This is a genomic window from Micromonospora sp. SCSIO 07396 (assembly GCF_053667945.1).
Genome location: NZ_CM132210.1, coordinates 5238463 through 5262049, shown reverse-complemented (window position 1 = coordinate 5262049; position 23587 = coordinate 5238463). Strand labels below are relative to the sequence as shown.

Annotated in this window: 20 protein-coding genes; 10 read left to right on the top strand and 10 right to left on the bottom strand. The window is 73.7% G+C overall.

Features of this window, described 5'->3' with window-relative positions; all coding sequences use genetic code 11:
* Window positions 1-2: 2 nt before the first annotated feature.
* The 5 genes from ACWCHM_RS22595 to ACWCHM_RS22575 are packed head-to-tail and all read right to left on the bottom strand — an operon-like array spanning window position 3 to window position 5158.
* Window positions 3-1313 carry a DUF58 domain-containing protein gene (locus ACWCHM_RS22595; RefSeq protein ID WP_454219718.1) on the bottom strand — a complete coding sequence of 437 codons (1311 nt, stop codon included), beginning with the start codon at window positions 1311-1313 and terminating at the stop codon, window positions 3-5.
* Window positions 1310-2299 carry an AAA family ATPase gene (locus ACWCHM_RS22590; RefSeq protein ID WP_145918022.1) on the bottom strand — a complete coding sequence of 330 codons (990 nt, stop codon included), beginning with the start codon at window positions 2297-2299 and terminating at the stop codon, window positions 1310-1312. Before ACWCHM_RS22590 ends, ACWCHM_RS22595 begins: the two co-directional genes overlap by 4 nt.
* On the bottom strand, window positions 2296-3720 hold the full coding sequence (locus ACWCHM_RS22585; protein WP_454219716.1) for a DUF4350 domain-containing protein: 1425 nt from the start codon (window positions 3718-3720) through the stop codon (window positions 2296-2298). The genes ACWCHM_RS22590 and ACWCHM_RS22585 overlap by 4 nt, the downstream gene beginning before the upstream one ends.
* On the bottom strand, window positions 3717-4316 hold the full coding sequence (locus ACWCHM_RS22580) for a DUF4129 domain-containing protein (protein ID WP_454219714.1): 600 nt from the start codon (window positions 4314-4316) through the stop codon (window positions 3717-3719). The genes ACWCHM_RS22585 and ACWCHM_RS22580 overlap by 4 nt, the downstream gene beginning before the upstream one ends.
* On the bottom strand, window positions 4313-5158 hold the full coding sequence (locus ACWCHM_RS22575; protein WP_204956558.1) for a hypothetical protein: 846 nt from the start codon (window positions 5156-5158) through the stop codon (window positions 4313-4315). The genes ACWCHM_RS22580 and ACWCHM_RS22575 overlap by 4 nt, the downstream gene beginning before the upstream one ends.
* 216 nt (window positions 5159-5374) lie before the next feature.
* Between ACWCHM_RS22575 and mtrA the strand changes: the two genes are divergently transcribed.
* From mtrA to hpf, 5 genes are all read left to right on the top strand, one after another.
* Window positions 5375-6064 (top strand): MtrAB system response regulator MtrA, encoded by a 690-nt coding sequence (gene mtrA / locus ACWCHM_RS22570; RefSeq protein ID WP_067306208.1) that lies wholly within the window; start codon window positions 5375-5377, stop codon window positions 6062-6064.
* Window positions 6065-6140: 76 nt separating this feature from the next.
* Window positions 6141-7835: an MtrAB system histidine kinase MtrB gene (gene mtrB / locus ACWCHM_RS22565; RefSeq protein ID WP_454223143.1), complete on the top strand. Its 1695-nt coding sequence runs from the start codon at window positions 6141-6143 to the stop codon at window positions 7833-7835.
* Window positions 7832-9655: an LpqB family beta-propeller domain-containing protein gene (locus tag ACWCHM_RS22560; RefSeq protein WP_454219713.1), complete on the top strand. Its 1824-nt coding sequence runs from the start codon at window positions 7832-7834 to the stop codon at window positions 9653-9655. The genes mtrB and ACWCHM_RS22560 overlap by 4 nt, the downstream gene beginning before the upstream one ends.
* Window positions 9656-9662: 7 nt before the next feature.
* The gene (locus ACWCHM_RS22555; RefSeq protein ID WP_454219712.1) at window positions 9663-10370 is read left to right on the top strand and encodes a ComF family protein; all 708 of its coding nucleotides are present in this window, start codon (window positions 9663-9665) and stop codon (window positions 10368-10370) included.
* A gap of 250 nt (window positions 10371-10620) precedes the next feature.
* Window positions 10621-11241: a ribosome hibernation-promoting factor, HPF/YfiA family gene (gene hpf, locus ACWCHM_RS22550; protein ID WP_204956561.1), complete on the top strand. Its 621-nt coding sequence runs from the start codon at window positions 10621-10623 to the stop codon at window positions 11239-11241.
* Window positions 11242-11359: 118 nt separating this feature from the next.
* Here hpf and ACWCHM_RS22545 read toward each other — a convergent pair whose 3' ends face one another.
* On the bottom strand, window positions 11360-12499 hold the full coding sequence (locus ACWCHM_RS22545) for a GNAT family N-acetyltransferase (protein WP_454219710.1): 1140 nt from the start codon (window positions 12497-12499) through the stop codon (window positions 11360-11362).
* Window positions 12496-13650, bottom strand: coding sequence for a GNAT family N-acetyltransferase (locus ACWCHM_RS22540; RefSeq protein ID WP_204956563.1), 1155 nt, complete (start codon window positions 13648-13650; stop codon window positions 12496-12498). The genes ACWCHM_RS22545 and ACWCHM_RS22540 overlap by 4 nt, the downstream gene beginning before the upstream one ends.
* 170 nt (window positions 13651-13820) lie before the next feature.
* Here ACWCHM_RS22540 and secA point away from each other — a divergent pair, with 170 nt between their 5' ends.
* Window positions 13821-16748, top strand: a complete 2928-nt coding sequence (gene secA / locus ACWCHM_RS22535) for a preprotein translocase subunit SecA (protein WP_281900333.1) — start codon at window positions 13821-13823, stop codon at window positions 16746-16748.
* Window positions 16749-16942: 194 nt separating this feature from the next.
* On the opposite strand, the gene ACWCHM_RS22530 is transcribed toward secA, so the two are convergent.
* Window positions 16943-17524 carry an Rv3235 family protein gene (locus ACWCHM_RS22530; protein WP_454219708.1) on the bottom strand — a complete coding sequence of 194 codons (582 nt, stop codon included), beginning with the start codon at window positions 17522-17524 and terminating at the stop codon, window positions 16943-16945.
* Window positions 17525-17626: 102 nt separating this feature from the next.
* Window positions 17627-17854: a helix-turn-helix domain-containing protein gene (locus tag ACWCHM_RS22525; protein ID WP_067306191.1), complete on the bottom strand. Its 228-nt coding sequence runs from the start codon at window positions 17852-17854 to the stop codon at window positions 17627-17629.
* A 197-nt stretch (window positions 17855-18051) separates the two neighbouring features.
* On the opposite strand from ACWCHM_RS22525, the gene ACWCHM_RS22520 reads away from it, so the two are divergent.
* Window positions 18052-18561, top strand: a complete 510-nt coding sequence (locus ACWCHM_RS22520) for a DUF6912 family protein (protein ID WP_204956566.1) — start codon at window positions 18052-18054, stop codon at window positions 18559-18561.
* Window positions 18562-18577: 16 nt separating this feature from the next.
* Here the strand turns inward: ACWCHM_RS22520 and ACWCHM_RS22515 are convergent, their stop codons facing one another.
* Window positions 18578-19564: a hypothetical protein gene (locus ACWCHM_RS22515; protein WP_454219706.1), complete on the bottom strand. Its 987-nt coding sequence runs from the start codon at window positions 19562-19564 to the stop codon at window positions 18578-18580.
* Window positions 19565-19983: 419 nt separating this feature from the next.
* Between ACWCHM_RS22515 and pruA the strand changes: the two genes are divergently transcribed.
* The 3 genes from pruA (at window position 19984) to prfB (ending at window position 23533) form a co-directional block, all read left to right on the top strand.
* Window positions 19984-21612 (top strand): L-glutamate gamma-semialdehyde dehydrogenase, encoded by a 1629-nt coding sequence (pruA, locus tag ACWCHM_RS22510; protein WP_281900327.1) that lies wholly within the window; start codon window positions 19984-19986, stop codon window positions 21610-21612.
* Window positions 21613-21831: 219 nt separating this feature from the next.
* Window positions 21832-22347, top strand: a complete 516-nt coding sequence (locus tag ACWCHM_RS22505) for a PadR family transcriptional regulator (RefSeq protein ID WP_067306179.1) — start codon at window positions 21832-21834, stop codon at window positions 22345-22347.
* Window positions 22348-22411: 64 nt separating this feature from the next.
* On the top strand, window positions 22412-23533 hold the full coding sequence (prfB, locus tag ACWCHM_RS22500; RefSeq protein WP_454219705.1) for a peptide chain release factor 2: 1122 nt from the start codon (window positions 22412-22414) through the stop codon (window positions 23531-23533).
* Window positions 23534-23587 lie beyond the last annotated feature (54 nt).

The window sequence follows — 23587 nt, the reverse complement described above, 5'->3', positions numbered from 1 at the left end:
GGTCAGAGCTGACCGAGGGCCTTGAGCCGCAGGTAGGTGTCGGCCAGGGCCGGGGCGAGCCGGTCCGCCGGGGCGTCCACCACGGTCACTCCGTACCGGCCGAGGACGGCGCGGACCCGGTCCCGCTCGGCGAGCGCCCGCCAACCGGCCGCGGCGGCGTAGGCGTCCTCGGGGCGTACCGGCGGGGCGGTGGTCAGCGCGGTGAGCACCGGGTCGTGCACGGCCGCCACCACCACCCGGTGCCGGGCGGCCAGCCGGGGCAGCACCGGCAGCAGCCCCTCGGCGAGCGCGCCCGGCTCCAACGCGGTCAGCAGCACCACCAGGCTGCGCCGCCGGTGCCGGCGCAGGATCTCCGCGACGATCAGGTCGAAGTCGGTCTCCACCAGCGCCGGGTGCACCGGCGCGAGCGCGTCCACCAGCCGGTGCAGCAGGTCCCGCCGGCCGGTGCCGGTGACGGTGGCCCGGATCGTGGCGTCGGCGGCCAGCAGGTCGACCCGGTCGCCGGCGCGGGCGGCCAGGGCGGTCAGCAGCAACGCCGCGTCGATGGCGGCGTCCAGCCGGGGTACGTCGCCGACGCGTACCGCCGAGGTGCGGCCGGTGTCCAGCACGCACACCAACCGCCTGTCGCGCTCCGGCCGCCAGGTGCGGACCAGCACGTCGGAGCGGCGGGCGCTGGCCCGCCAGTCGATCGAGCGGACGTCGTCGCCGACCACGTACTCGCGCAGGGTGTCGAACTCGGTGCCCTGGCCCCGACCCCGGGTGACCTGGGTGCCGTCGATGACCCGCAGCCGGGACAGCTTCTCCGGCAGGTGCCGCCGGGAGTCGAACCGGGGCAGCACGCGCAGCGTCCAGCCGGGGGTGGCGGGTCGCCCCGCCCGCTGCCGGAACGCCAACCCGAGCGGCCCGAACGACCGCACCGTCACCGTCACCGCCGGCCGGTCGCCGCGCCGGGTGGGGGTGAGCCGGTTGGGCAGCACCAGCACCCCGCCCGGCCCGACCCGGGACACCCGGTCCGGCGGTACGTCCGGCCGGGCCCCCGCCGACGGCACCCACCCGTCGCGCACCTGGGCGCGCAGCGTACGGCCGGAGGTGTTGGCCAGGCGCAGCGTGACGGTCGCGCGGTGGCCGAGCCGGATGGCCCGGTCGCCCTCCCGGTCGACGGTGAGCCCGTGCAGCGGGGCGGCGAGCGTCCAGTCCACGGCGGTGAGCAGCAGCACGACGGCGGTCATCACGGCGACGGCGGGCACCGGGTCCGGCCAGAACGGCAGGGTGGGTACGCCCGCCAGCAGCAGGACTGCCGCCCGCCAGGTCATCGCGGGGTCGGCACGGTGGCCAGCACCGTGTCCAGCACCGCGTCGACCCCGACCCCCTCCAGCTCCACCTCGGGGCGCAGCCGCAGCCGGTGCCGCAGCGTCGGCCGGGCGGTGGCCTTCACGTCGTCGGGGGTGACGTGGTCGCGGCCGGCCAGCCAGGCCCACGCCTTCGCCGTGCTGAGCAGCCCGGTGGCCCCCCGGGGCGACGCGCCCAGCTCCAGCGCCGGGGTGGCCCGGGTGGCCCGGCACAGGTCCACGATGTAGCCGAGCACCGGCTCGGCCACGTGCACCCGGCCGACGGCCTCCCGGGCGGCGGCCAGGTCGGCGGCGTCGGCCACCGGGCGTACGCCGGCCGCGCCGAGGTCACGCGGGTCGAACCCGGCGTGGTGGGCGCGCAGCACCCCCAGTTCCTCGTCCCGGTTGGGCAGCGGCACGGTCAGCTTGAGCAGGAACCGGTCCAGCTGCGCCTCGGGCAGCGGGTAGGTGCCCTCGTACTCGACGGGGTTCTGGGTGGCGGCCACGATGAACGGGTCCGGCAGCGGCCGGCGGGCGCCCTCGACCGACACCTGGCGCTCCTCCATCACCTCCAGCAGCGCCGACTGGGTCTTCGGTGGCGTCCGGTTGATCTCGTCGGCGAGCAGCAGGTTGGTGAAGACCGGCCCCTCCCGGAAGGTGAACGCGGCGGTACGCGGGTCGAAGATCAACGATCCGGTGACGTCGCCGGGCATCAGGTCGGGGGTGAACTGGACCCGCTTGGAGTCCAGATCCAGGGCGGTGGCGACGGTACGGATCAGCAGCGTCTTCGCGACCCCGGGCACCCCCTCCAGCAGGACGTGGCCCCGGCAGAGCAGTGCGATCACCAGGCCGGTGACCACCGAGTCCTGACCGACGACCGCCTTGGCCACCTCGGTGCGCAGCCGGTGCAGGGCGGCCCGGGCGTCGTCCGGGCCGGCCGTGGGCTCGGCGGTGGTGGCGGGTCGGGTCACCGGGGGTCTCCTTCGGTCGGGCGGCCGGGCGCTGCCGCCACGGTACGGGTCAGCCGGTCCAGCGACCGGGCCAGCTCCAGCAGTTCGGCGTCGGTCTGCGGGGCCGCGCCGAACAGCAGCTCGTGGATCTGCTCCGGGGTACCGCCGGCGGGCCCGGCCACCCGGGCCGTCACCTCCGTCGGCCCGAGCGTCGCGGGTAGGTCGAGCCGGCCGCGCAACCGCCCCAACGCGGCGGTCCGCAGGGTCGCGGCGGCCGGGCCCCGGGCACGGGCCCGCTGGTAGAGCCGGGCCCGCCCGAGCACGGTCTCGGCGGAGTGGACCTCGACGGGCAGCGGCTCGGTCACCGGCGGGCCGAGCCGGCGGGCCCGCCAGAGCACGATCAGCAGGGCGACCAGGGCGAGCTGGAGCAGCAGCGCCCAGAACCAGGGCGGGAACGCGTCCAGCAGCGGATGGTCGTCGGGCGGTGGGGGACCGGCCGAGTCGGGGGCGTCCCCCGAACCGTCGCCGTCGCCGGTGGCGGGGCCGGGGCCGCCCGGACCGCCCTCGCCGGTGCCGTCGCCGTCGTACCCGGTGGACCCGCCGGGGGTGGGTGACCAGGCCGGCTCGCCGGTGCCGCCGGGACGGCCGAACGTGGGGGCCGGTGCCGGGCCGTCCAGGTCCAGCCAGACCACCCGGCCGTGGACGCCGAGCAGGCCGGTGCCGAGCGCCTCGTTGCCGTGTTCGGCGATCCGGTCGTTGCGGAACGGGTCGCTGGCACCGATCACCACCACCTCGGCCCGACCGGGCAGCCGGACCAGGCCGTCGGCGTAGCAACGGTCGACGGCGGCCGCCGTGCCGGGCGCGGCGGCGTACCGCTGGAGCACGGCGGCGGCCACCCCGGCCCGGTCCGCCTCGGGCAGCGCGCAGGGCCGGCCGTCGGCCGTCGGCCGGACCGCCCTGGTGGCCCAGCGGCGGTCGGTCGGCACCAGCGGCAGGCCGGCGGATTCGAGCACCCGGCGGGACGGGTCGACGAGGACCAGTCGCCGACCGGCCGGCAGTTCGCCGAGCGCGCCGAGGGTGTCGGGGTGCAGCAGCTCCGCCGCCGGGACGAACAGGGTGGCCGGGCCACGGTCGAGGCCGAGCAGGGCGGGCAGCAGGTCGGTCTCCCGGGTGACGGTGACGCCCCGGGCGCGCAGCGCGTCGGCGAGGCGGGCGCCCCCGTCGTCGTCGGTGGCGACCGGGGAGAGGAAACCGGGTTCGGTCGGGTCCGGCTGGTCCAGCGCGTGGGCGCCGATCGTGCCGGCGATCAGGGCGGCGGCCAGCGCCAACGGCACGATCACCCGGTGCCGGCGTCGACGCCGACGCACCGCCGGTGCCGGGCCGCCGGGACCCGTCGGGGCCGGTGCCGGGCCGGCGGTCGTCGGGGTGGCCGGGCCGGTCACGGTGTGCCCCCGTCAGGTGGTGGGGCGGCCAGCGCCCGGTCCAGGTCGTCGGCGAGTTCCCGCATCCGCCGGTCGTGGTCGGCGGCGGCCGGGCGCTGGGCGTACCACAGCTCGGTGAAGATGGCCCCGGCGGCGCGCATCGGCGGGTCGACCGGGGGCCGGGCGCGGGCCGCCGCGTCGGTCAGCTCGGTGACGGTCATCCCGGCCCGGGGGGCCACCGCGCCGACCGCGACCAGCCGGCGGATCATGGCACGCAGCCGCTCCCGGACGGCTTCGGCGTACCGGCCCTCGGCCGCCAGCCGGTCGGCCAGGGAACGCGCGGCGTCGGCCGGGAGGTCGTCGTCGGCGGTACGGGGGCGGGGCAGCGTCACCGCGACCGGCCCGTCGGCCGTGCGGCGTCGTCGCCGGGGCAGCCGCCACCGGGGCCACCGGAGGCGGGGCAGGCGTAGCCGGGGCAACCGTCGGGGCACCCAGGCCGGGAAGTGGTACCAGGCGAGCGCGACCACCCCGGCCAGCAGCACCACCAGCAGCGCCAGCAACGGCAGCGGCAGCACGTCGCCGAGCGCGGCGACGGCCTCCGTCCACCACCGGCTCACCGCTCGACCGCCGGCAGGCCGGCCGCGACGAGCCCGGCGGGGGTACGGGCGAGCTGGATGTCCAGCCCCTCGGTGCGCATCCGGGTGTCGAGGTGGATCACCGCGTCCAGGCAGGCCAGGGCGGGGTAGGCGACGCTGTTCACCGTGCCGAAGGCGAGCATGGCGGCGGCGACCCGCAGGTCCGGGTCGGCCAGGTCGACCAGGTGCAGCGACTCGACACCGAAGAAGAGGCCCAGGGCCAGCCCGACCCGCAGCACCCACCAGCCGAGGTAGCCCAGCAGCCGGACGGCGGCGGCCCGGCCGCGTACCGCGACGCGGGCCGCCCGGGGCACCGCCGACACGCCTGGCACCCGGTCCAGCACCACCGCTGCGGCGACCGAGCCGAGCAGCCCGTAGCCGACCAGCCAGGCCGGGCCGAGCAGCGCCGCGGTCAGCATCAGCAGGCCCACCGCCGGGGCGAGCAGCAGGGTGACGCCCCAGCGGGCACCGGCCGGGCGGAGCAGTTCCGCCACCGTGGCCCGGCGGCCGAGCAGTGCCGCGCCGGCCGCCCGCGCGGCCGGGTTGCCGAGCAGCAGGACGAGCACCGCCTCGGTGGCGGCGCCCACCGCGAGCAGTTGCCACCACAGCGGGAACACCCCGTTGTCGCTCCACCACACCGGGGGCAGCGCGTCGGCGAGCCGGCGCAGCGGGTACAGCAGCAGTTGTTCACCGGCGGCGAGCAGGACGCCCAGCGGGATCAGCACCCGGCCCTGGGCGCGTAGCAGCAGGACGGCGGAGTCGAGCAGTTCGCCGACGGTGAGCGGACGCCGGGGGAGCACGGTGGTCGGGCCGACGTCGGGCACGCGTACTCCTGCGGATGGTGGCTGGCGGGCGGCGACCTGCCCGGGGATCATGGTGACACGGCACGACCGGCCGGGTGGACCCGCCGTGCGGCCCAACGCGATGCGGTCATCGGGGCAGATATCGCGCGTGGGACGTGCGGTGGCACCTCTCCCGGCAGTACCGTGCCATCCAGACGCCGATCCCACCAACTGAACGGGGATGGAAACATAAACCCCATGAGAGCCCGGGTACTGGTGGTCGACGACGACCCCGCGCTCGCCGAGATGCTCGGCATCGTCCTGCGCAGCGAGGGCTTCCTGCCCTCCTTCGTCGCCGACGGGGAACGGGCGCTGGCCGCGTTCCGGGACAGTCGCCCCGACATCGTACTACTCGACCTGATGCTGCCCGGAATGAGCGGTATCGACGTGGCACGGGCGATCCGTGGCGAATCGGGCGTGCCGATCGTGATGCTCACCGCCAAGAGCGACACCGTCGACGTGGTGCTCGGCCTGGAGTCCGGCGCCGACGACTACGTGGTCAAGCCGTTCAAGCCCAAGGAGCTGGTGGCCCGGATGCGGGCCCGGCTGCGTCGGGGTGAGGACGTGGCGCCGGAGATGCTGACCATCGGCCCGCCCGGCAACCAGATCACCATCGACGTGCCGGCGCACACCGTCAGCCGCGACGGTGAGGAGGTGAAGCTGACACCGCTGGAGTTCGACCTGCTGGTCGCGCTCGCCCGCAAGCCGCGTCAGGTCTTCACCCGGGAGGTCCTGCTGGAGCAGGTCTGGGGCTACCGGCACGCGGCGGACACCCGGCTGGTCAACGTGCACGTGCAGCGCCTCCGCGCCAAGATCGAGCCGGACCCGGAGCGGCCGGAAATCATCCTGACCGTGCGGGGCGTGGGCTACAAGGCGGGCACCGGATAGCCTGGGTCGCACCGTGACCAGTGCACCCGCCCCCACCCCCGAGCACACCGCCGGCTGGCGTCCCGCCGCGCGGACGCTGCGGCGCGTGCTGGTGGGCCGCGCGCTGCGGGTGACCGCCGGTGTGCGCCAGACCTGGCGACGGTCGTTGCAGGTCCGGGTGGTGACCATCACGCTCGTGGTGTCCAGCCTGCTGGTCGGCGGCTTCGCCTACCTCATCGCTGACAAGATCACCAACATCCTGCTCGACAACGCCGAGACCGACGTCCTGCTGCGGCTGCGCAACGGCAGCGACTACTCGGCCAAGCAGTTCTTCCTCTACAGCCAGCCCCAGGAGGCGCAGCTCCAGGACACCATCGAGGGCACGGTCAACTACCTGGCCGGGGGCGACCCACAGCAGACCAGCGGGGTGGTGGTCGCGATCACCGCCGACAACTACGCCGGCATCATCGAGACCCGCACCTCACCGGCGATGGACGTCCGCCCGCTGGTCAGCCGGGAGTTGCGGGCCGCCGTCGCCGACGGCAAGGTGGCCCACCAGATCCGCACCGGACGACTCGCCGGCGAACGGACGAAATACCTGGTCTACGGCTCCCCGGTGCCGACCCGCTTCGGCCAGCTGGAGCTCTACTATCTCGTCCCGCTCAACCGGCAGGACGCCACCGCCGCCGACGCACGGGCCACCGTGCTGGCCACCGGGGTGGCCCTGGTGCTGCTGCTGGGCCTGCTCGCCGCCCTGGTCACCCGGCTGGTGGTGACCCCGGTCCGGGTCGCCGCGCGCACCGCCCAACGGCTCTCCGCCGGCCTGCTCGACCAGCGGATGGTGGTCGACGGCGAGGACGACCTCGCCCTGCTCGCCGCCTCGTTCAACCAGATGGCGACCAACCTGCAACGGCAGATCCTCCGGCTGGAGGAGATGTCCCGCCTGCAACGCCGGTTCACCTCCGACGTGTCGCACGAACTGCGGACCCCGCTGACCACCGTCCGGATGGCCGCCGACCTGATCTTCGCCGAGCGCGACGAGTTCGACCCGGCGGTGGCGCGCAGCGCCGAACTGCTCCAGGCGGAGCTGGACCGGTTCGAGGAACTGCTCACCGACCTGCTGGAGATCAGCCGCTTCGACGCCGGCTTCGCCATGCTCGACTCCGAGCCGACCGACCTGGTGCCGGTGGTGCACCGGGTCGCCGACCGCCTCGCCGGGCTGGCCGAACGGGTCGGCGTCACCATCGAGCTGGCCGTGCCGACCACCCCGGTGATCGCCGAGGTGGACCCGCGCCGGGTCGAGCGGGTGCTGCGCAACCTGGTCGGCAACGCGGTGGAGCACGGCGAGGCGAAGCCGGTGGTGATCACCCTCGGCGTCGACCAGACCGCCGTCGCGGTCACCGTCCGCGACCACGGTGTCGGGCTCAAACCGGGCGAGGAGAAACTGGTCTTCAACCGGTTCTGGCGGGCCGACCCGTCCCGGGCCCGGCAGACCGGCGGCACCGGGCTGGGCCTGTCGATCAGCCTGGAGGACGCCCGACTGCACGGCGGCTGGCTGGAGGCGTGGGGCGCTCCCGGGCAGGGCGCCCAGTTCCGGCTCACCCTGCCGGTGCGCTCCGGGGACCGGCTCACCACCTCGCCGCTGCGGCTGGTGCCCGCCGACGCCACCCTGCCCTTCGGCGGCCCCCGCGACGGCGACCTGCTGGCCATCGGCCCGGCCGGCGGAGGTGCGCTGGCCATCGGCCCGGGCCCGACCGCCGGCACCGACGAGCGCGCCCGGGCCCGGTCGTGAGCCGGCTGCGTGCCCTGGCCGGGCTGCTCTGCGCCGCACTGCTGGCCACTGCCGCCGGCTGCGGCATCCCCGACCACACCGACGTCCAGGTCGACGGCTCCGGACCGGCCGTCTCGGCGGGCGCGTCCAGCTTCGGTCGGGGCGAACCCCCCACCCGGACGGCCAGCGGCACCGACCGGGAGACCTTCGTCCGCAACTTCCTGTCCGCCGCGGCCGGCGAGCCCGAGCGGGCGTACGCCCGGGTCAAGCAGTTCATCGCCCGGGAGGACCGCAACCGGCTCGCCGAGAAGCAGGGCAGCGAGGTCGCGATCAACGTGGTCCGGCTGACCGAGGACCCGGTGATCACCGAGAACGCCAGTGGGCTGCTCACCGTGCGGGTGCCGGTGCAGCAGGTCGGGGTGCTGCGGGCCAACGGCGTGCTCGGCCCGCCGGTGGTGACCGACACCGAGTACCAGTTCTCGCTGCGGGGCTCCGCCGAGCCGGGGGAGGGTACGGAGGCCGGCGGCTACTACGTCACCGACCCGCCCTCCGTGCTGCTGCTGGACGCGCTCGCCCTACAGCTGTACTTCCAGCCCCACACGGTCTACTTCTGGAACTCCGACGCCACCCGGCTGGTCGCCGACCAGCGCTACCTGCCGCTGGCCGTGCCGACCGAACGGCTGGTCAGCGAGGCGGTCAAGTGGCTGATCGCCGGGCCGTCGGAGTGGCTGCGGCAGGGGGTGAGCGGCCTGCCTGACCGCACCGCCCTGATCAACAACGCGGTCAAGACCGACGGCCGGTGGGAGGTCAACCTCGACCTGCCCGGCGACGACCGGCGCAAGCTGGAGAAGCTCGGCATCCAGCTGGCCTGGTCGCTGTCCGACCTGAACGGGCCGCTCCAGCTCACCACCCGCAACCAGTCCCGGGTGACCATCGACGACCTGGCCGCGCACCGCCTCGCCAACCCGGTCTACCCGCTCACCGAGGGGCCGCAGCGGTTCGCCGTCTACGCCGGGGCGATCCACCCGCTCGTCTTCGAGGCCGAGGCGATCGGCACCGTGCCGATCCGCACCGAGGACAACCACGACATCGTCTCGGCCGCGGTGCGACGGGCGGCCGGCGAGAAGACCCTCGCCGCCCTGGTCACCGCCGCCCCGGGCGGCCGGCAGCGGCTGGTCACCGGGTCGGGGGCGGCACCGGTGCCGGTGATGACCCCGGCGACGCAGACCTTCACGGCGATCGGCCGGCCGGTCTGGCTGCGTCCGCTCGGCACGGCCCAGCCGTACGGGCTGGTGGTGGCCGACGGGCGGCTCTACCGGTTCGACGACCGGGCCCGGATGGTGCCGGTGCCGGTGGGTGTGGCGGGCCAGGTCACGGCGGTGGCCGCCTCGCTGGACGGGCACCGGATCGCGCTGGTCGTCGGTGGCCGGCTCTGTCTCAGCGCGGCGAGCCTCGACGGCGGGGTGGTCTCGCTCGGCCCGGTACGCCAGGTCGCCACCACGCTGACCGACCTGTCGGCGGTGGACTGGGCGCAGGAGAACACCCTGGCCGTGGCCGGTTCCACCAACCGTTCCGCCGTGTACGAGGTGGGCGTGGACGGGGCGCTGCAGACCGCCCTGGTCACCGACGTGGGCGCCCGGGTGACCCACCTGTCGGTGTACCCGGCCAACCCGACGTACGTGCTGCCGACGGTGATGATGATGTACGAGGCCAACGGGGTCGCCTACCGCTACCGCTCGTCGTCGGCCGAGACGATCCGCAGCGAGCAGGTGCTGGATGCGCCACCCCCGCCCGCCGGTGGCCGGGCGGGCAGCCCGACCGCGCCGTTCTTCCTGTTCTGAGCCGGCCGTGCCGGACGTGGGCGGGCTCTGGGCCGACCTGACCGATCTGGTCTTCCCGACCGGGTGCGCGGGGTGCGGCCGGCGGGACGCGCGGCTGCGGCAGGGCTGCTGCCCGCAGTGCGTACGCCGGCTCGCCGCGCTGCGCCCGGTGCCGGCGCGGCCCACCCCGGCCCCGCCCGACCTGCCGCCGTGCCACGCCCTCGGCCCGTACGCGGGACCGCTGCGGGAGGCGCTGCTGGCGTACAAGGAACGGGGTCGGCACGGGCTGGCCCGGCCGTTGGGCGGGTTGCTGGCGGAGGTGGTGGCGGTCTCGGTGGGCCAGGCCCGGCCGGTGCTGCTGGTGCCGGTGCCGGACCGGGCGGCGGCGGCCCGGGAACGCTATGGCGACCACCTGACCCGGTTGGCCCGGCACGCGGCGGCCCGGTTGCGGCGGGCCGGCTGGGACGTGCGGACGGCGGTGCCGGTGCGGGCGTTGCCCCGGCCGGATTCGGTGGCGCTGGACCGGGCGGGTCGGGCCGAGGCGGCGGCGTCGGCGTTCCGGCTTCGGCCGGGGTGGACCGGGCGCGGCGCGGGTGGCCGGACGGTGGTGGTGCTGGACGACATCCTCACTACCGGGGCCACCCTGGCGGCGTTGAGTCGGACCTTGCGCGCGGCGGGAATGACGCCATACGGCGCGGCCGTGTTGGGTGCAACGCAAAAGCGGCGGCACCGGTGACGCTTCGTGTTTCTGTTTCACCCCATGGTGTTGGTTGCTGTTAATTCTCTGAGGGTTTCCCGCAACCGGGGGTGACTGTCAGCCGTACAGGAGTTAGCGTTTTCGTGTCGGGGGTAGGAAGGTTTCCCACCAGCCCCCGACGGTGGAAGGAGGCGTAGCCGTACCTGACCGGTCGACGCTCCCAGGGGCCCTCCCGAGGTCGCGCGACCGGATTCGAAGATCAGCCGGCCATCCGGAAAAGGGAGGTCACGTGGACATCGTGGTCAAGGGTCGAAACGTCGAAGTGCCGGACCATTACCGGGTACACGTAGCGGAGAAACTCGCAAAAATCGAACGCTACGATCACAAGCTCATCCGGGTCGATGTGGAGCTGTTCCACGAACGCAATCCCCGGCAGTCCGACACCTGCCAGCGAGTGGAGATCACCTGCGTCTCCCGGGGCCCGGTGATGCGGGCCGAGGCATGCACGAACGACTTCTACAGCGCGCTGGACGCCGCGATCGCCAAGCTGGACACCCGACTGCGCCGGGCGGCCGACCGCCGCCGCGTACACCGGGGTCGGCACGCGCCGATCTCGGTCGCCGCCGCCACCGCCGGTCTGCCGGTGGCCGGCCTGAACGACGCGGGCGTGTCCGCCGGTGGCACGGCCACCGCCGTCGAGGAGCGCCCGGAGGAGCACGACGACCAGCCCTGGCACATCGCGCGGGCGAAGGTGCACCCGGCCGACCCGATGACCGTCGATGACGCCCTGTTCCAGATGGAACTCGTCGGCCACGACTTCTACCTGTTCCACGACAAGGAGTCCGGCCGCCCCAGCGTCGTCTACCGTCGCCACGCCTACGACTACGGCATCATCTCCCTCGACACCTGACCCACCCGCACCACCTCCCGCCGCCCTCCGGCCCGCCGCCCTCCGGCCCCGCCGCCCTGCGGCGGTGATCAAGAGGTTTGCGTCAGAGTTGAAGATCCAATTGACGCAAACCTCTTGATCACCCGGGAAGTGGGCGGGGGGCGGTGGGGTCGGTGGGGAGGAAGGACCAGAGGACGGTGTCGGGGCGGGGGGTGTCCGGCGTCGGAGCGGGGAGGCGGGCGCGCATGACGCCCTCGCGGTGGAAACCCGCCCGGTCCAGCACCCGCTGGGAGGCGGTGTTCCAGGGGGCCGTGCCGGCCCAGAGGCGGGCCAGGCCGACCTGGTCGAACGCCCAGCCGGCCAGCAGCCGGACCGCGCGGGTGGCCAGCCCCCGGCCGCGCGCCTCGGGCAGCAGGCTGTAGCCGATCATCGCCTGGCCGGTGGCCGGCTCGTCGTGGATCAGGGCGCAACCGCCGACCATCGTGCCGGTCACCGCGTCACACAGCGCGAAGTCGGCCGCCCGGCCGGTCAGCCAGTCGCTCTCGGCGACGGCGCAGCGCCGGTCGATGTCCGCCCTGGTAGGTGGGCCCGGACGGACCCGGGTCGCCACCACCTCGGGTCGGGTGTGCAACCGGTGCAGCACCTCGGCGTCGGGAGGCGCGAGTCGGCGCAGGGTCACCACCGTGTCGGTGAGCCGCCCGTCGGGCAGGTCCGGCAGCAGGCGCGGGACCGGGCCGGGCGGGTCGCCGGCGAGGCGTACCCAGGCGAGCAGGTCGTACCGGTCGCCGTCACGGCCCGGGCCGGCAGCCCGGCGTACCCCTTCAAGGCGGAAGCCGGCGGCCAGCGCGACCCGCTGGCTGGCCGGGTTCTCGGCCCTGACCAGCAGCTCCAGCCGGGCCAGGCCGGCCTGGAAGGCGGCGGTCGCCAGGGCCCGGGTGGTGGCGGTGGCGATCCCGCGCCGCCGGGCCCGCGGTGCCACCCAGTAGCCCAGCTCCGCCTGCCCCCGGCCCGGCACCACCCGGCTGAGCCCGGCCCCGCCGACCAGCCGGTCGGTCCCGGCATCGACGATCGCGTACGCGGCCCCGCCGCTGCGCCACGCCGCCGGGGCGCCCTCGGCGATCCACCAGTGCGCGTCGGCGACCGTGTAGGGATGCGGCATCCCCACCGGGTTGAACCGCAGGTTCACCGGATCGTCGCGGCCGGCGGCGAGGTCCTCGGCGTCGTCCGGCCGGAACGGTCGCAGCCGCACCGGGCCGGCCTCGACGACCTCCGGGGTCACGTCAGGTCCTCGGCGAGCAGTGCGCCGATCCAGGCGTCGACCCGCTGACCCCGCTGCGACACCCCGCCCCGCAGGGTGCCCTCGACGGTGAAGCCGGCCTTCTCGGCGGCCCGCCGGGAGGCGGTGTTGCCGACGTGGGCCCGCCACTCGACCCGGGTCAGGTCGAGGCCGGTGACACCCCAGGCGGCGAGCGCGCCCAGCGCGGCCGGCATCCAGCCCCGGCCCCGGGCGTGCGGTGCGGTCATGAAGCCGACTTCGGCCCGCAGCGGGTCGACGGGGTCCAACCGCAGGTCGACGGTGCCCGCGAAGGCGTCGTCCGGGTCGGCCAGCACGAAGCAGGCGCTGCCGCCCCGGGCCCAGGCCAGCCCGCCGTAGGCCAGGTACCGCTCGGCGTCGGTGCGCTGGTAGGGGTGCGGCACGCCGGTCCACCTGACGGTGTCCGGGTCCCGGCAGGTGGCGGCGACAGCGTCCAGGTCGCGTTCCTCCATCGGCCGCAGCCGCAGCTCGGTGTCCCCGGCGGTGGCGAACAGGACGGGCTGCGGTCGGCCGAACACGGCGGCCCGCCGGGCGTCCAGGGTGCCCGGCCCGGCCGGACCGTCCGCGCCGGCCGCCGGCACCTCGCCGGGCAGCAGCGAGCCGACCCAGCCCTCGACCCGGCCGTCCCCGGCGGGTCGGGCGAGCCGCAGCTCACCGGAGATCTGGAAGCCGGCCCGCAGGGCGACCAGCCGGGAGAAGTGGTTGCCGACCTCGGCCTGCCAGATCAGCCGACGCAGCGCCAGGGCGTCGAAGGCCCAGCGGGCGACCGCCCGGGTGGCCCGTACGGTGACCCCCCGGCCCCGGGCCCAGGGGGCGGTCCAGTAGCCGATCTCGCCGGTCTCGACGTCCCGGTCGACCGCGACCAGCCCACAGGAGCCGAGCAGTTCGCCGGTGCCGGCGTCGCAGACCGCGAACGGTGCCCCGCTGCCGTCGGCCCAGGCGCGGGGGCTCACCTCGGTGACGAAGCCGTGGGCGTGTTCAGGCCGGTACGGACGCGGTACGGTGGTCCAGCGCTGGATGTCCGGGTCCTGGCAAGCCCGGTGCACGTCGTCCGCGTCCGAGGCGAGCCACGGACGCAGCAGCAGGCCGTCCTCGATGATCTCCACAGGCTCCATCTGAGTCATCGTGCCGGATCGTTCGCGGTGGGCGTAACCGGATAACCGCCGGGCGGCGGGTTGAGCCGAGCGTTATGTCGGTTTGGTCGGGTCGGACCGCCGCCACCAGTGACCATCGCGCCGACTGAGCGCCTACGATGGTTCGAGACTGTCTAGGGGAGCGTTGATCCGTGTCGATTCTGGAAAGGGTCCTCCGCGCGGGCGAGGGCCGTATGGTGCGCCGGCTGAAGGCCATCGCCGCCGCCGTCAACTCGATCGAGGACGACTACGTCAACCTCACCGACGACGAGCTGCGGTCACTGACCGACCAGTACCGGGAGCGGCTCGCCGACGGTGAGACCCTCGACGACCTGCTGCCCGAGGCGTTCGCCACGGTGCGCGAGGCGGCCGCCCGGGTGCTCGGCCAGCGGCCGTACGACGTCCAGGTGATGGGTGGCGCGGCCCTGCACTTCGGCAACATCGCCGAGATGAAGACCGGTGAGGGCAAGACGCTGACCTCGGTCATGGCCGTCTATCTCAACGCGCTGTCCGGCAAGGGCGTGCACGTGGTCACGGTCAACGACTACCTGGCCCAGCGTGACGCCGCCTGGATGGGCCAGGTGCACGAGTTCCTCGGCCTGACCGTCGGCGTGGTGCTGCCCAACCGGCCGGCCGCCGAGCACCGCGCCGCCTACGAGTGCGACATCACCTACGGCACCAACAACGAGTTCGGCTTCGACTACCTGCGCGACAACATGGCCTGGTCCCGCGACGAGCTGGTCCAGCGCGGGCACAACTTCGCCGTGGTCGACGAGGTCGACTCGATCCTGATCGACGAGGCCCGCACCCCGCTGATCATCTCCGGTCCCGCCGAGCACTCCGCCCGCTGGTACGGCGAGTTCGCCGCCGTGGTGGGCCGGCTCCAGGCCGGCAAGGACGGCGAGGGCGACTACGAGGTCGACTACGCCAAGCGCACCATCGCGGTCACCGAGCGCGGCGTGGCCAAGGTGGAGGACCGGCTCGGCATCGACAACCTCTACGAGTCGGTGAACACCCCGCTGGTCGGCTACCTCAACAACGCGATCAAGGCCAAGGAGCTCTACAAGCGCGACAAGGACTACATCGTCAGCGACGGCGAGGTCCTGATCGTCGACGAGTTCACCGGGCGCATCCTGCACGGCCGCCGCTACAACGAGGGCATGCACCAGGCGATCGAGGCCAAGGAGGGGGTGGAGATCAAGCAGGAGAACCAGACCCTTGCCACCATCACCCTCCAGAACTACTTCCGCCTCTACGAGAAGCTCTCCGGCATGACCGGTACGGCCCAGACCGAGGCGGGCGAGTTCAACAAGGTCTACAAGGTCGGCGTGGTGACCATCCCGACCCACCGGCCGATGGTCCGCGAGGACCGCGCCGACGTCATCTACAAGACCGAGAAGGCCAAGTTCAACGCGGTCATCGAGGACATCGCCGAGCGGCACCAGGCCGGCCAGCCGGTGCTGGTCGGCACGGTCTCGGTGGAGAACTCCGAGATCCTGTCCACGCTGCTGCGCCGCCGGGGCATCCCGCACTCCGTGCTGAACGCGAAGTTCCACGCCCGCGAGGCCGAGATCGTCGCCCAGGCCGGCCGCAAGGGCGCGGTCACCGTCGCCACCAACATGGCCGGCCGGGGCACCGACATCCTGCTCGGCGGCAACGCCGAGTTCCTCGCCGCCAGCGAGCTGCGCCAGCGCGGCCTCGACCCGGCCGAGCAGGAGGACGAGTACGCCAAGGCGATGGAGGAGGTCCTGCCCACCTGGAAGCAGGCGTGCGAGGCGGAGGCCGAGGAGGTCGCCGCCGCCGGTGGGCTCTACGTGCTCGGCACCGAGCGGCATGAGTCCCGCCGGATCGACAACCAGCTGCGCGGTCGGGCCGGCCGGCAGGGTGACCCGGGCGAGTCCCGGTTCTATCTCTCGCTCCAGGACGAGCTGATGAAGCGGTTCCGGGCCGGTGCGGTCGAGGCGGTGATGGAGCGGTTCAACATCCCGGAGGACGTGCCCATCGAGTCGAAGATGGTCACCCGGCAGATCAAGAACGCCCAGGCCCAGATCGAGGGCCAGAACGCCGAGATCCGCAAGAACGTCCTCAAGTACGACGAGGTGCTCAACAAGCAGCGCCAGGTGATCTACGCCGAGCGGCTGCGGGTGCTCAACGGCGAGGACCTCTCCGACCAGGTCCGCAACATGATCGACGACACCGTCGGCGCGTACGTGGTGGGTGCCACCAGCGACGGTTACGCCGAGGACTGGGATCTCGACCAGCTCTGGGCCAGCCTCAAGCAGCTCTACCCGGTGGGTGTCACCGTCGAGGAGCTGGAGGAGGAGGTCGGTTCCCGGGCCGGCCTCGACCAGGACTTCCTGCTCGCCCGCCTCCGGGAGGACGCGAACGCCGCGTACGACCGGCGCGAGGAGAGCCTCGGCGAGGAGGCCACCCGCCAGTTGGAGCGGATGGTGCTGCTCCAGGTCATCGACCGCAAGTGGCGTGAGCACCTCTACGAGATGGATTACCTCCAGGAGGGCATCAGCCTGCGGGCGTACGCCCAGCGCGACCCGGTCATCGAGTACCAGCGCGAGGGCTTCGACATGTTCGCCACCATGATGGAGGGCATCAAGGAGGAGACGGTCGGCTTCCTCTACAACCTGGACGTGCAGGTCCAGGAGCCGGAGCCGGAGGCCGAAGAGGTCCAGCTCCTGGAGAAGCCGGTCGAGATCCGCGCCAAGGGCCTCAACCGTGCGCCGCAGCAGCAGGGGCTGCAATACTCCGCCCCCACGATCGACGGTGAGGCGGGTGCCGGTGCGGTGGCCGTGGAGCGGCCCGAGCCCGAGCCGTCCGCGCCGGCGCTCGGCATCGGGGGTGGGCAGCCGCAGGCTCCGTCGCAGGCCCGACCGGCCGCCGGCGGGTCGCGTCGGCCGGCTGCCGCCGGGGCGAGCGGTCAGGCCGCCGCAGCCAGCACCGCCAGGCGGAACACCGGCCCGGTCGACCGGGCCGCCGAGGGTGGCCCGTCGCGCAACGCCCCCTGCCCGTGTGGTTCCGGCCGTAAGTACAAGCGCTGCCACGGCGCCCCCAACGGCGGCGCCTGACACCCGCCGCAACCTGTGCCGGGGACGCCCTCCCGCTCGACAGAGCGGGAGGGCGTCCCCGTCTCTCTCCCCGGCTGCCCCCACCCGCTTCTGCCCGGTGATCAAGAGGTTTGCGCCAGTTCGATCGTCAAAGCTGACGCAAATCTCTTGATCAACACGGCTGGGTAGCCCCACCCGAGGCCGGGTCGGGTGGGTCAGATGACCTGGAGGGCGGTGCAGAGCCAGGTGCCGCGACGGTGTTCGAGGCGCAGGGCCATCGCCCAGCTCCGGCCGCCGCCGGTGAGCACGGCGGCCACCTCGACCGCTGCCGGGCGCGGCTGACACACCCGCAGCCGGAGCAGGTGGACGGCGGGCCGGGTGGAGCGTCGCCGGACCGGCGGGGTACGGGCGGCGGCACGGGCGATCTGCTCGGTCACCTCGACGGTGCGCCCCGGCTCGACCAGGGCCCGGATCTGGCCGGGTGGCCGGTAGCCGTTGAGGATCTCCAGGCAGGTGCCGACGAACCGGTGGGCGGCCCGGTTCGCCTCGGGGGTGCTGGTGGCGGGCGGCGGCAGGGGTGGGGCGGCCGGGTGCCCGGGGCGGGGCCGTGGATCGGGTCGGCGGCCGGCGGGTCGGCCGGCGGCGGGCCGACCGGTGCCGAACAGGTCGAGGGCGAGCTGGCCGGGTGGCCGGGGCCAGAGATCCGGCGCCTCGTCGACGTAGGGCGGGTCGGCGACGGGGGCCGGGCGTAACCGGATCGGCGGCCGGGTCGGCCCCGGACGTCGGGAGTCGGCCATCGTTGCCCCCTCGTTCTCTGCGTTTGCCTACGTTTGCTTCCGACAACGTCGATTGTCGGACACGGCAACGCCCAGGGTCAATGGCTCAGCGGGATGGTCCGGTCACTCCGGGTCGCGGTCGGTGAGCGGGTTGCCGCGTACCCACTCGGCGGTTTCGGCGTACTTGAGCTGGATGTACTCCTCCAGCCGGGCCCGCTCCACCCGCCACTGCCCCCGTCCACCGATCTTGATGGCGGGCAGCTCGCCGCTGCGTACCATGTGGTAGACCTGCGAGTCCGACACGTTCAGCTCGGCGGCCACGTCGGAGAGCAGGAGAAACCTCGGCTCCACGGAAACCCCTCGGCTTGGCGTCGTTCGGCCCAGTTTGCCACCGACAGCCTTCCCCGCCCAGCACCGCATGTCCGACCGGTGCGGCGGCTTCCCCCGGGGCGGTGCGCGGTGTATGACGGTCGGGACGTACGGCATGATCGACGTTCGGGGCGGCCACCCGCCGTCCCGGTGGGCGGAGACGACCAGGGGAGACGACGGTGGGCGACGAGCTGGTCCGGGTGTACGTGCCGGCGACCGTGCCGATGCTGGCCCTGCTGCGGGAGCGGGGGCTGCCGGCCAGCGGCGGCCACGCGGTCACCCCCGCCCTGCGCGAGTGGTACGCCGAGGGCGACGAGGAGGAACTGGAGTACGTCGCCTTCACCCGGGCCGCCCAGGACGCCCTGCAACTGCTGCGGGAGGACGCCGACGCGCCCCGCCGCCGGGTCGTGGTGTCGGTGGACCTGCCCGCCGGGGCCGTCGGCCGGGGTGACGGTGAACTGGGCTCCAGCGGGGTGGACCTCGACGGGCCGCTGCCGGCGTCGGCGGTGGCCGCGCTGCACGTGGACGGGGCCGAGGCGGTCGGGGACGTGGCCGCCGCCGTGGACGTGGTGGTCGAGGCGCTCGCCGGTGACCCGGATGCCCAGTTCACGGTCGACGGGGTCGAGGACCACGAGCTGGAGTGGTACGACCCCTCCGAGTGGGAGCTGCTGCTGCGAACCGCGTCCTGACCGGGGCGGGGCCGGGTCAGGACGCGGCAGGGTCCTGCGGGTCGTCGTCGCGCGGGGCCGGGCCGAGGGTGCGGCCGAAGAGGACGACCGTGGTCAACGCGCCCACGAAGAGCACCCAGATGCCGTTGTCGATCCGCGAGGTGCCCATGCTGGTCTGGGCCACCGCGTCCGCCTCGCTCAGCGCGCCCGCCAGATCCAGCAGGGTCCGCCCGCCGATCCGGATGATCACCTCGGTGAGCAGCAGGAACAGGCCGGGCCCGGCCCCGGCGAGCAGATAGGCGGGCCAGCGCGGGGCCGTGGCGTCGGGGGCGTGCCGGACGGCCCGGCGGCGGGCCCAGGTCAGATAGCCGAAGGCGAGCAGCCCGGCCACCAGCCCGCCGAGCAGCGACTCGGTGCGGGAGACCCATTTCGCCGCGCCGACCAGCGATGCCTGGGAGTCCCCCGCGCCGAACAGATCGAACAGCGGGTCCCGGGCCTGGCTGAACAGCACCACGAACAGCAGCGTGCCGAGGGCGGCGGTGACCACCGCGCCGACCGGGCCCGGGGTACGCGCGCCCGCGAGCGCGCCACCGATGACGGCCGCCGCCGCGCTGGTGCCGGCGATGGTGTTGGTGGTGGCGTTGTCGGCGTACGTCAGGTTGATCGCCAGCGCGGTGCCCAGCCCGACCAGCATGCCGGCCCCGATCGCCGCGGCGAAGCGCAGCGCGGCCCGGTCGCCGAGCCGGCGGGCGGCCAACTCGCTCGCGGCCAGCGCGACGGCAGCCCCGGCGACCAGGGCGGCGGAGATCACCCCGGGCAGGGCGAACGCGGACAGCGTGATCGCGGTGAGGCCGACCGCCGCCGAGTGGATCGCCTCCCGGGTGGACCAGAGCATCGCCGCCAGCCAGCTGAGGGCCAGCACCGCCAGCACGGGCGTGCCCGGGGCGTACCCGGTGCGCCCGGCCGGCTCCTGCGGCGACCGGTCGATGGACTCGGCCGTCGGGCTGCCGGGCTGGTTGCTCATCGTCTCCCCTTCGACACGGCGCCATCCCGGCACCGGGACGGGCCCCTCGCGCGAACCAGCGTACGCGGGCGGGCCGGACCGCCCCGGGCTGGGCGTGGAGGGCCCTGGCCGGCCCGGGGCGCGGCACCGCCTGCACCGACGCCCGGGCGTGCCGGGGCGGCCGACCGGATCGGTCTCCCTACTTTTCTTCGTCCGGATCGCGCTTTCGGTGGGGAATCGTCGCCGCACGGGGGGTGTCTGCCTCGTGATCCACGGTGCGGAGCGGGCGGGGCGTGAGGCCCGCGAGCCGGGCGTGGGAGAATCGCCGGAGGTCCCGCCGCCGCGAACAGCTACCCGCGCGGTGTCCGGCGTCCGGCCGTCCGGTCGGTGCCTGCGGGTCCGATTTCGCCGCCGCTGTCGAGATCGCCCAGGAGCCTGTGATGGACGCCGTGTTCTCCGTACCCGAGCCGCGCAACGAGCCGGTACGCACCTACGAGCCGGGCAGCGCCGACCGGGAGCGGCTGGAGCGGCGGCTGACCGAGCTGGCCGCCGACCGGATCGACCTGCCGATGACCATCGCCGGTGAGCAGCGGATGGCCGGTGGTGACCCGATCGACGTGGTCCAGCCGCACCGACACGCGCACGTGCTCGGGGTCACCGGTCACGCCACCCACGACGACGCCCGCGCCGCCGTACGGGCCGCCAAGGACGCCGCGCCGATGTGGCGGGCGTTGCCGTTCGAGGAGCGGGCCGCGGTCTTCCTGCGCGCCGCCGAGCTGCTGGCCGGCCCGTGGCGCGACACCCTCAACGCGGCCACCATGCTGGGCCAGTCCAAGACCGCCGTCCAGGCCGAGATCGACGCGGCCTGCGAGTTCATCGACTTCCTGCGGTTCAACGTGCACTTCGCCAGGGAGTTGCTGGCGGCCCAGCCGAACTCGTCGCCGGGGGTGTGGAACCGGTTCGACCACCGCCCGCTGGAGGGCTTCGTCTACGCGGTGACCCCGTTCAACTTCACCGCGATCGCCGGCAACCTGCCGTCCGCGCCGGCCCTGCTCGGCAACACCGTGGTCTGGAAGCCGGGCCCCACCCAGCAGTTCGCGGCGCACTTCACCATGCGGCTGTTCGAGGCGGCCGGCCTGCCCCCCGGCGTGATCAACATGGTCACCGGGCGGGGCGAGGAGGTCTCCGACGTGGTGCTCGCCGACCCCGACCTGGCCGGCATCCACTTCACCGGCTCCACCAAGGTCTTCCAGCAGCTGTGGCGCACGGTCGGCGAGAACATCGCCTCCTACCGGGGCTACCCCCGGCTGGTCGGCGAGACCGGCGGCAAGGACTTCGTCGTCGCGCACCCCAGCGCCGACGTCGACGCCCTGCACACCGCGTTGATCCGGGGCGCCTACGAATACCAGGGTCAGAAGTGCTCGGCCGCGTCGCGGGCGTACGTGCCCCGGTCGCTGTGGTCAGGCGGGCTGCGCGACCGGCTGGCCGCCACCGCCGACGCGTTGACCTACGGCGACGTGACCGATTTCGCCAACTTCGGTGGCGCGGTGATCGACGCCCGCGCGTTCGACAGGCACACCGCCGCGCTGGAGCTGATCGCCGGGGACGACAGCTGCCGGGTGCTGGCCGGGGGCACCGCCGACGACACGGTCGGGTGGTTCGTCAGGCCGACCCTGTTCGAGTGCTCCGACCTCGCCCACGAGACGTTCACCACGGAGTACTTCGGGCCGATCCTGGGCGTGCACGTCTTCGACGACGCCCGCTTCGACGATGTGGTCGCCCAGGCCGAGTCGATCGCGCCGTACGCGCTGACCGGGTCGGTCTTCGCCACCGACCGCCAGGTGATCGACGCGGTGGCCGAGAAGATGCGGTACGCGGCAGGCAACTTCTACATCAACGACAAGCCGACCGGGGCGGTGGTCGGGCAGCAGCCGTTCGGGGGCGCTCGGGCCAGCGGCACCAACGACAAGGCCGGTTCGTGGCACAACCTGGTCCGCTGGATGTCCCCCCGGACCATCAAGGAGACGTTCGTGCCGCCGACCGACCACACGTACCCGCACATGGGCTGAACCGGCGACGGCCGGCGGTGGCGTGCGACGACGTCCCCGCCGGCCGGGCCCGCCCGACCCCGGCGGCGGGCCGGCACGCCCTGCGCGGTCGGCGGGGGCGGCGGTCGGGGGTGGTCCTGGGAGCACTGTCGTCGGCCGACAGTGCACATTGGAAATCCTCCCGGGTGGCAAATCCGGAAATCCTGGACGCCGGGACGGCAAAGTGGCAGCTTAGACGGCATGGCGGATTCCGGAGTCAACCCCACCGCGGCGGCCCTGCTGGGTCTGTTGCACGAGGGGCCGATGACAGGTGGCCAACTGATGGCCGCCGCTGAGCGCCGACTGGCGCCGTACTGGTCGATGACACGCAGCCAGGTCTACCGTGAGTTGCCGGTGCTGGCTGAGCGTGGTTTCGTGCGGCTGGGCAAGCCCGGGCCGCGGATGAGTCAACCCTACGCGATAACTGCGGCCGGCAAGCGGACCTTCTCCCGCTGGCTGGCGGAGAATCCCGGTCGGGACACCATCCGCAACCCGATCGCCCTGCGGATCGCGTTCGGCAACCTGCACTCGGCCAGCCAGCTCAAGAACCTCTACGCCTCGGCCAACGAATACCACACCGAGGCCCTCGCGTACGTCCGCGAACAGGTCAAGACCGCCAAGAAGGAGGGCGACGAGTACGACGCCAGCGCGCTGGAGTTCGCCGTCGCCTACCACAAGGCCGCGCTGTCCTGGCTCAAGACCGCCCCGGTCGGCTGATCATCGGCCCTGGTAGGTGGTGTGACGTGAGCGGACCGCCGCACGCACAGTACCCTTGTCTGTCGTGACCGCTGCCGATTACGCCGAACAGCTCAAGGAACTCGACGCGACCCTGCGCAACATCGAGGCGGTGCTCGACCTCGACCGTCTGCGGGAGGAGAAGGCCCGGCTGGAGGAGCAGGCGTCCGCGCCGGACCTCTGGGACGACCAGGCCAAGGCACAGCAGGTGACCTCGCAGTTGTCGTACGTCAACGGCGAGATCAGCAAGCTGGGCAGCCTGCGGTCCGGGCTCGACGACGCCCGGGTGCTGCTGGAGTTGGCCGAGGACGAGGCCGACTCCGGGGCGCTGGGGGAGGTCGAGTCCGAGATCGCCACGCTGACCAAGGCCATCCAGGAGATGGAGGTCCGCACCCTGCTCTCCGGCGAGTACGACTCCCGGGAGGCGCTGGTCGCCATCCGGGCGGGTGCCGGTGGGGTCGACGCGGCCGACTTCGCCGAGATGCTGCTGCGGATGTACCTGCGCTGGGCGGAACGGCACGGCTACCCGACGGAGGTCTACGAGACCTCGTACGCCGAGGAGGCCGGCCTCAAGTCGGCCACCTTCACCGTCAAGGTGCCGTACGCCTACGGCACGCTCAGCGTCGAGTCGGGCACCCACCGGCTGGTCCGGATCAGCCCGTTCGACAACCAGGGTCGCCGGCAGACCAGCTTCGCCGGGGTGGAGGTGCTGCCGGTCACCGAGCAGACCGACCACATCGACATCCCGGAGAACGAGGTCCGGGTGGACGTCTACCGGTCCTCCGGGCCGGGTGGGCAGAGCGTCAACACCACCGACTCGGCGGTGCGGCTCACCCACATCCCCACCGGCATCGTGGTGACCTGCCAGAACGAGAAGTCCCAGCTGCAGAACAAGGCCTCCGCGATGCGGGTGCTCCAGTCCCGGCTGCTGGAGCGCAAGCGGCATGAGGAAGAGGCGAAGCTGGCCGGCCTGAAGACCGGCAGCACCAGCTCCTGGGGCGACCAGATGCGCTCGTACGTCCTGCATCCTTATCAGATGGTGAAGGATCTGCGAACCGAGCAGGAGACCGGCAATCCGTCCTCGGTCTTCGACGGCGAGCTGGACAGCTTCATCGAAGCCGGCATCCGCTGGCGCAAGCAGCAGCAGCTCGCCAACGACGCTGCGTGATCGAGCGTGAACGGGGCGCGTCGTCGATCCCGGGTTGACCGGGTGAATCGATGA

What these genes read in the sequence shown, in the direction of transcription:
- ACWCHM_RS22515 (WP_454219706.1), bottom strand. Translation starts at nt 19,564, where the DNA reads ATGAGCAACCAGCCCGGCAGCCCGACGGCCGAGTCCATCGACCGGTCG.
- ACWCHM_RS22595 (WP_454219718.1), bottom strand. Translation starts at nt 1,313, where the DNA reads ATGACCTGGCGGGCGGCAGTCCTGCTGCTGGCGGGCGTACCCACCCTG.
- ACWCHM_RS22505 (WP_067306179.1), top strand. Translation starts at nt 21,832, where the DNA reads ATGGCGGATTCCGGAGTCAACCCCACCGCGGCGGCCCTGCTGGGTCTG.
- ACWCHM_RS22530 (WP_454219708.1), bottom strand. Translation starts at nt 17,524, where the DNA reads ATGGCCGACTCCCGACGTCCGGGGCCGACCCGGCCGCCGATCCGGTTA.
- mtrA (WP_067306208.1), top strand. Translation starts at nt 5,375, where the DNA reads ATGAGAGCCCGGGTACTGGTGGTCGACGACGACCCCGCGCTCGCCGAG.
- pruA (WP_281900327.1), top strand. Translation starts at nt 19,984, where the DNA reads ATGGACGCCGTGTTCTCCGTACCCGAGCCGCGCAACGAGCCGGTACGC.
- ACWCHM_RS22540 (WP_204956563.1), bottom strand. Translation starts at nt 13,650, where the DNA reads ATGGAGCCTGTGGAGATCATCGAGGACGGCCTGCTGCTGCGTCCGTGG.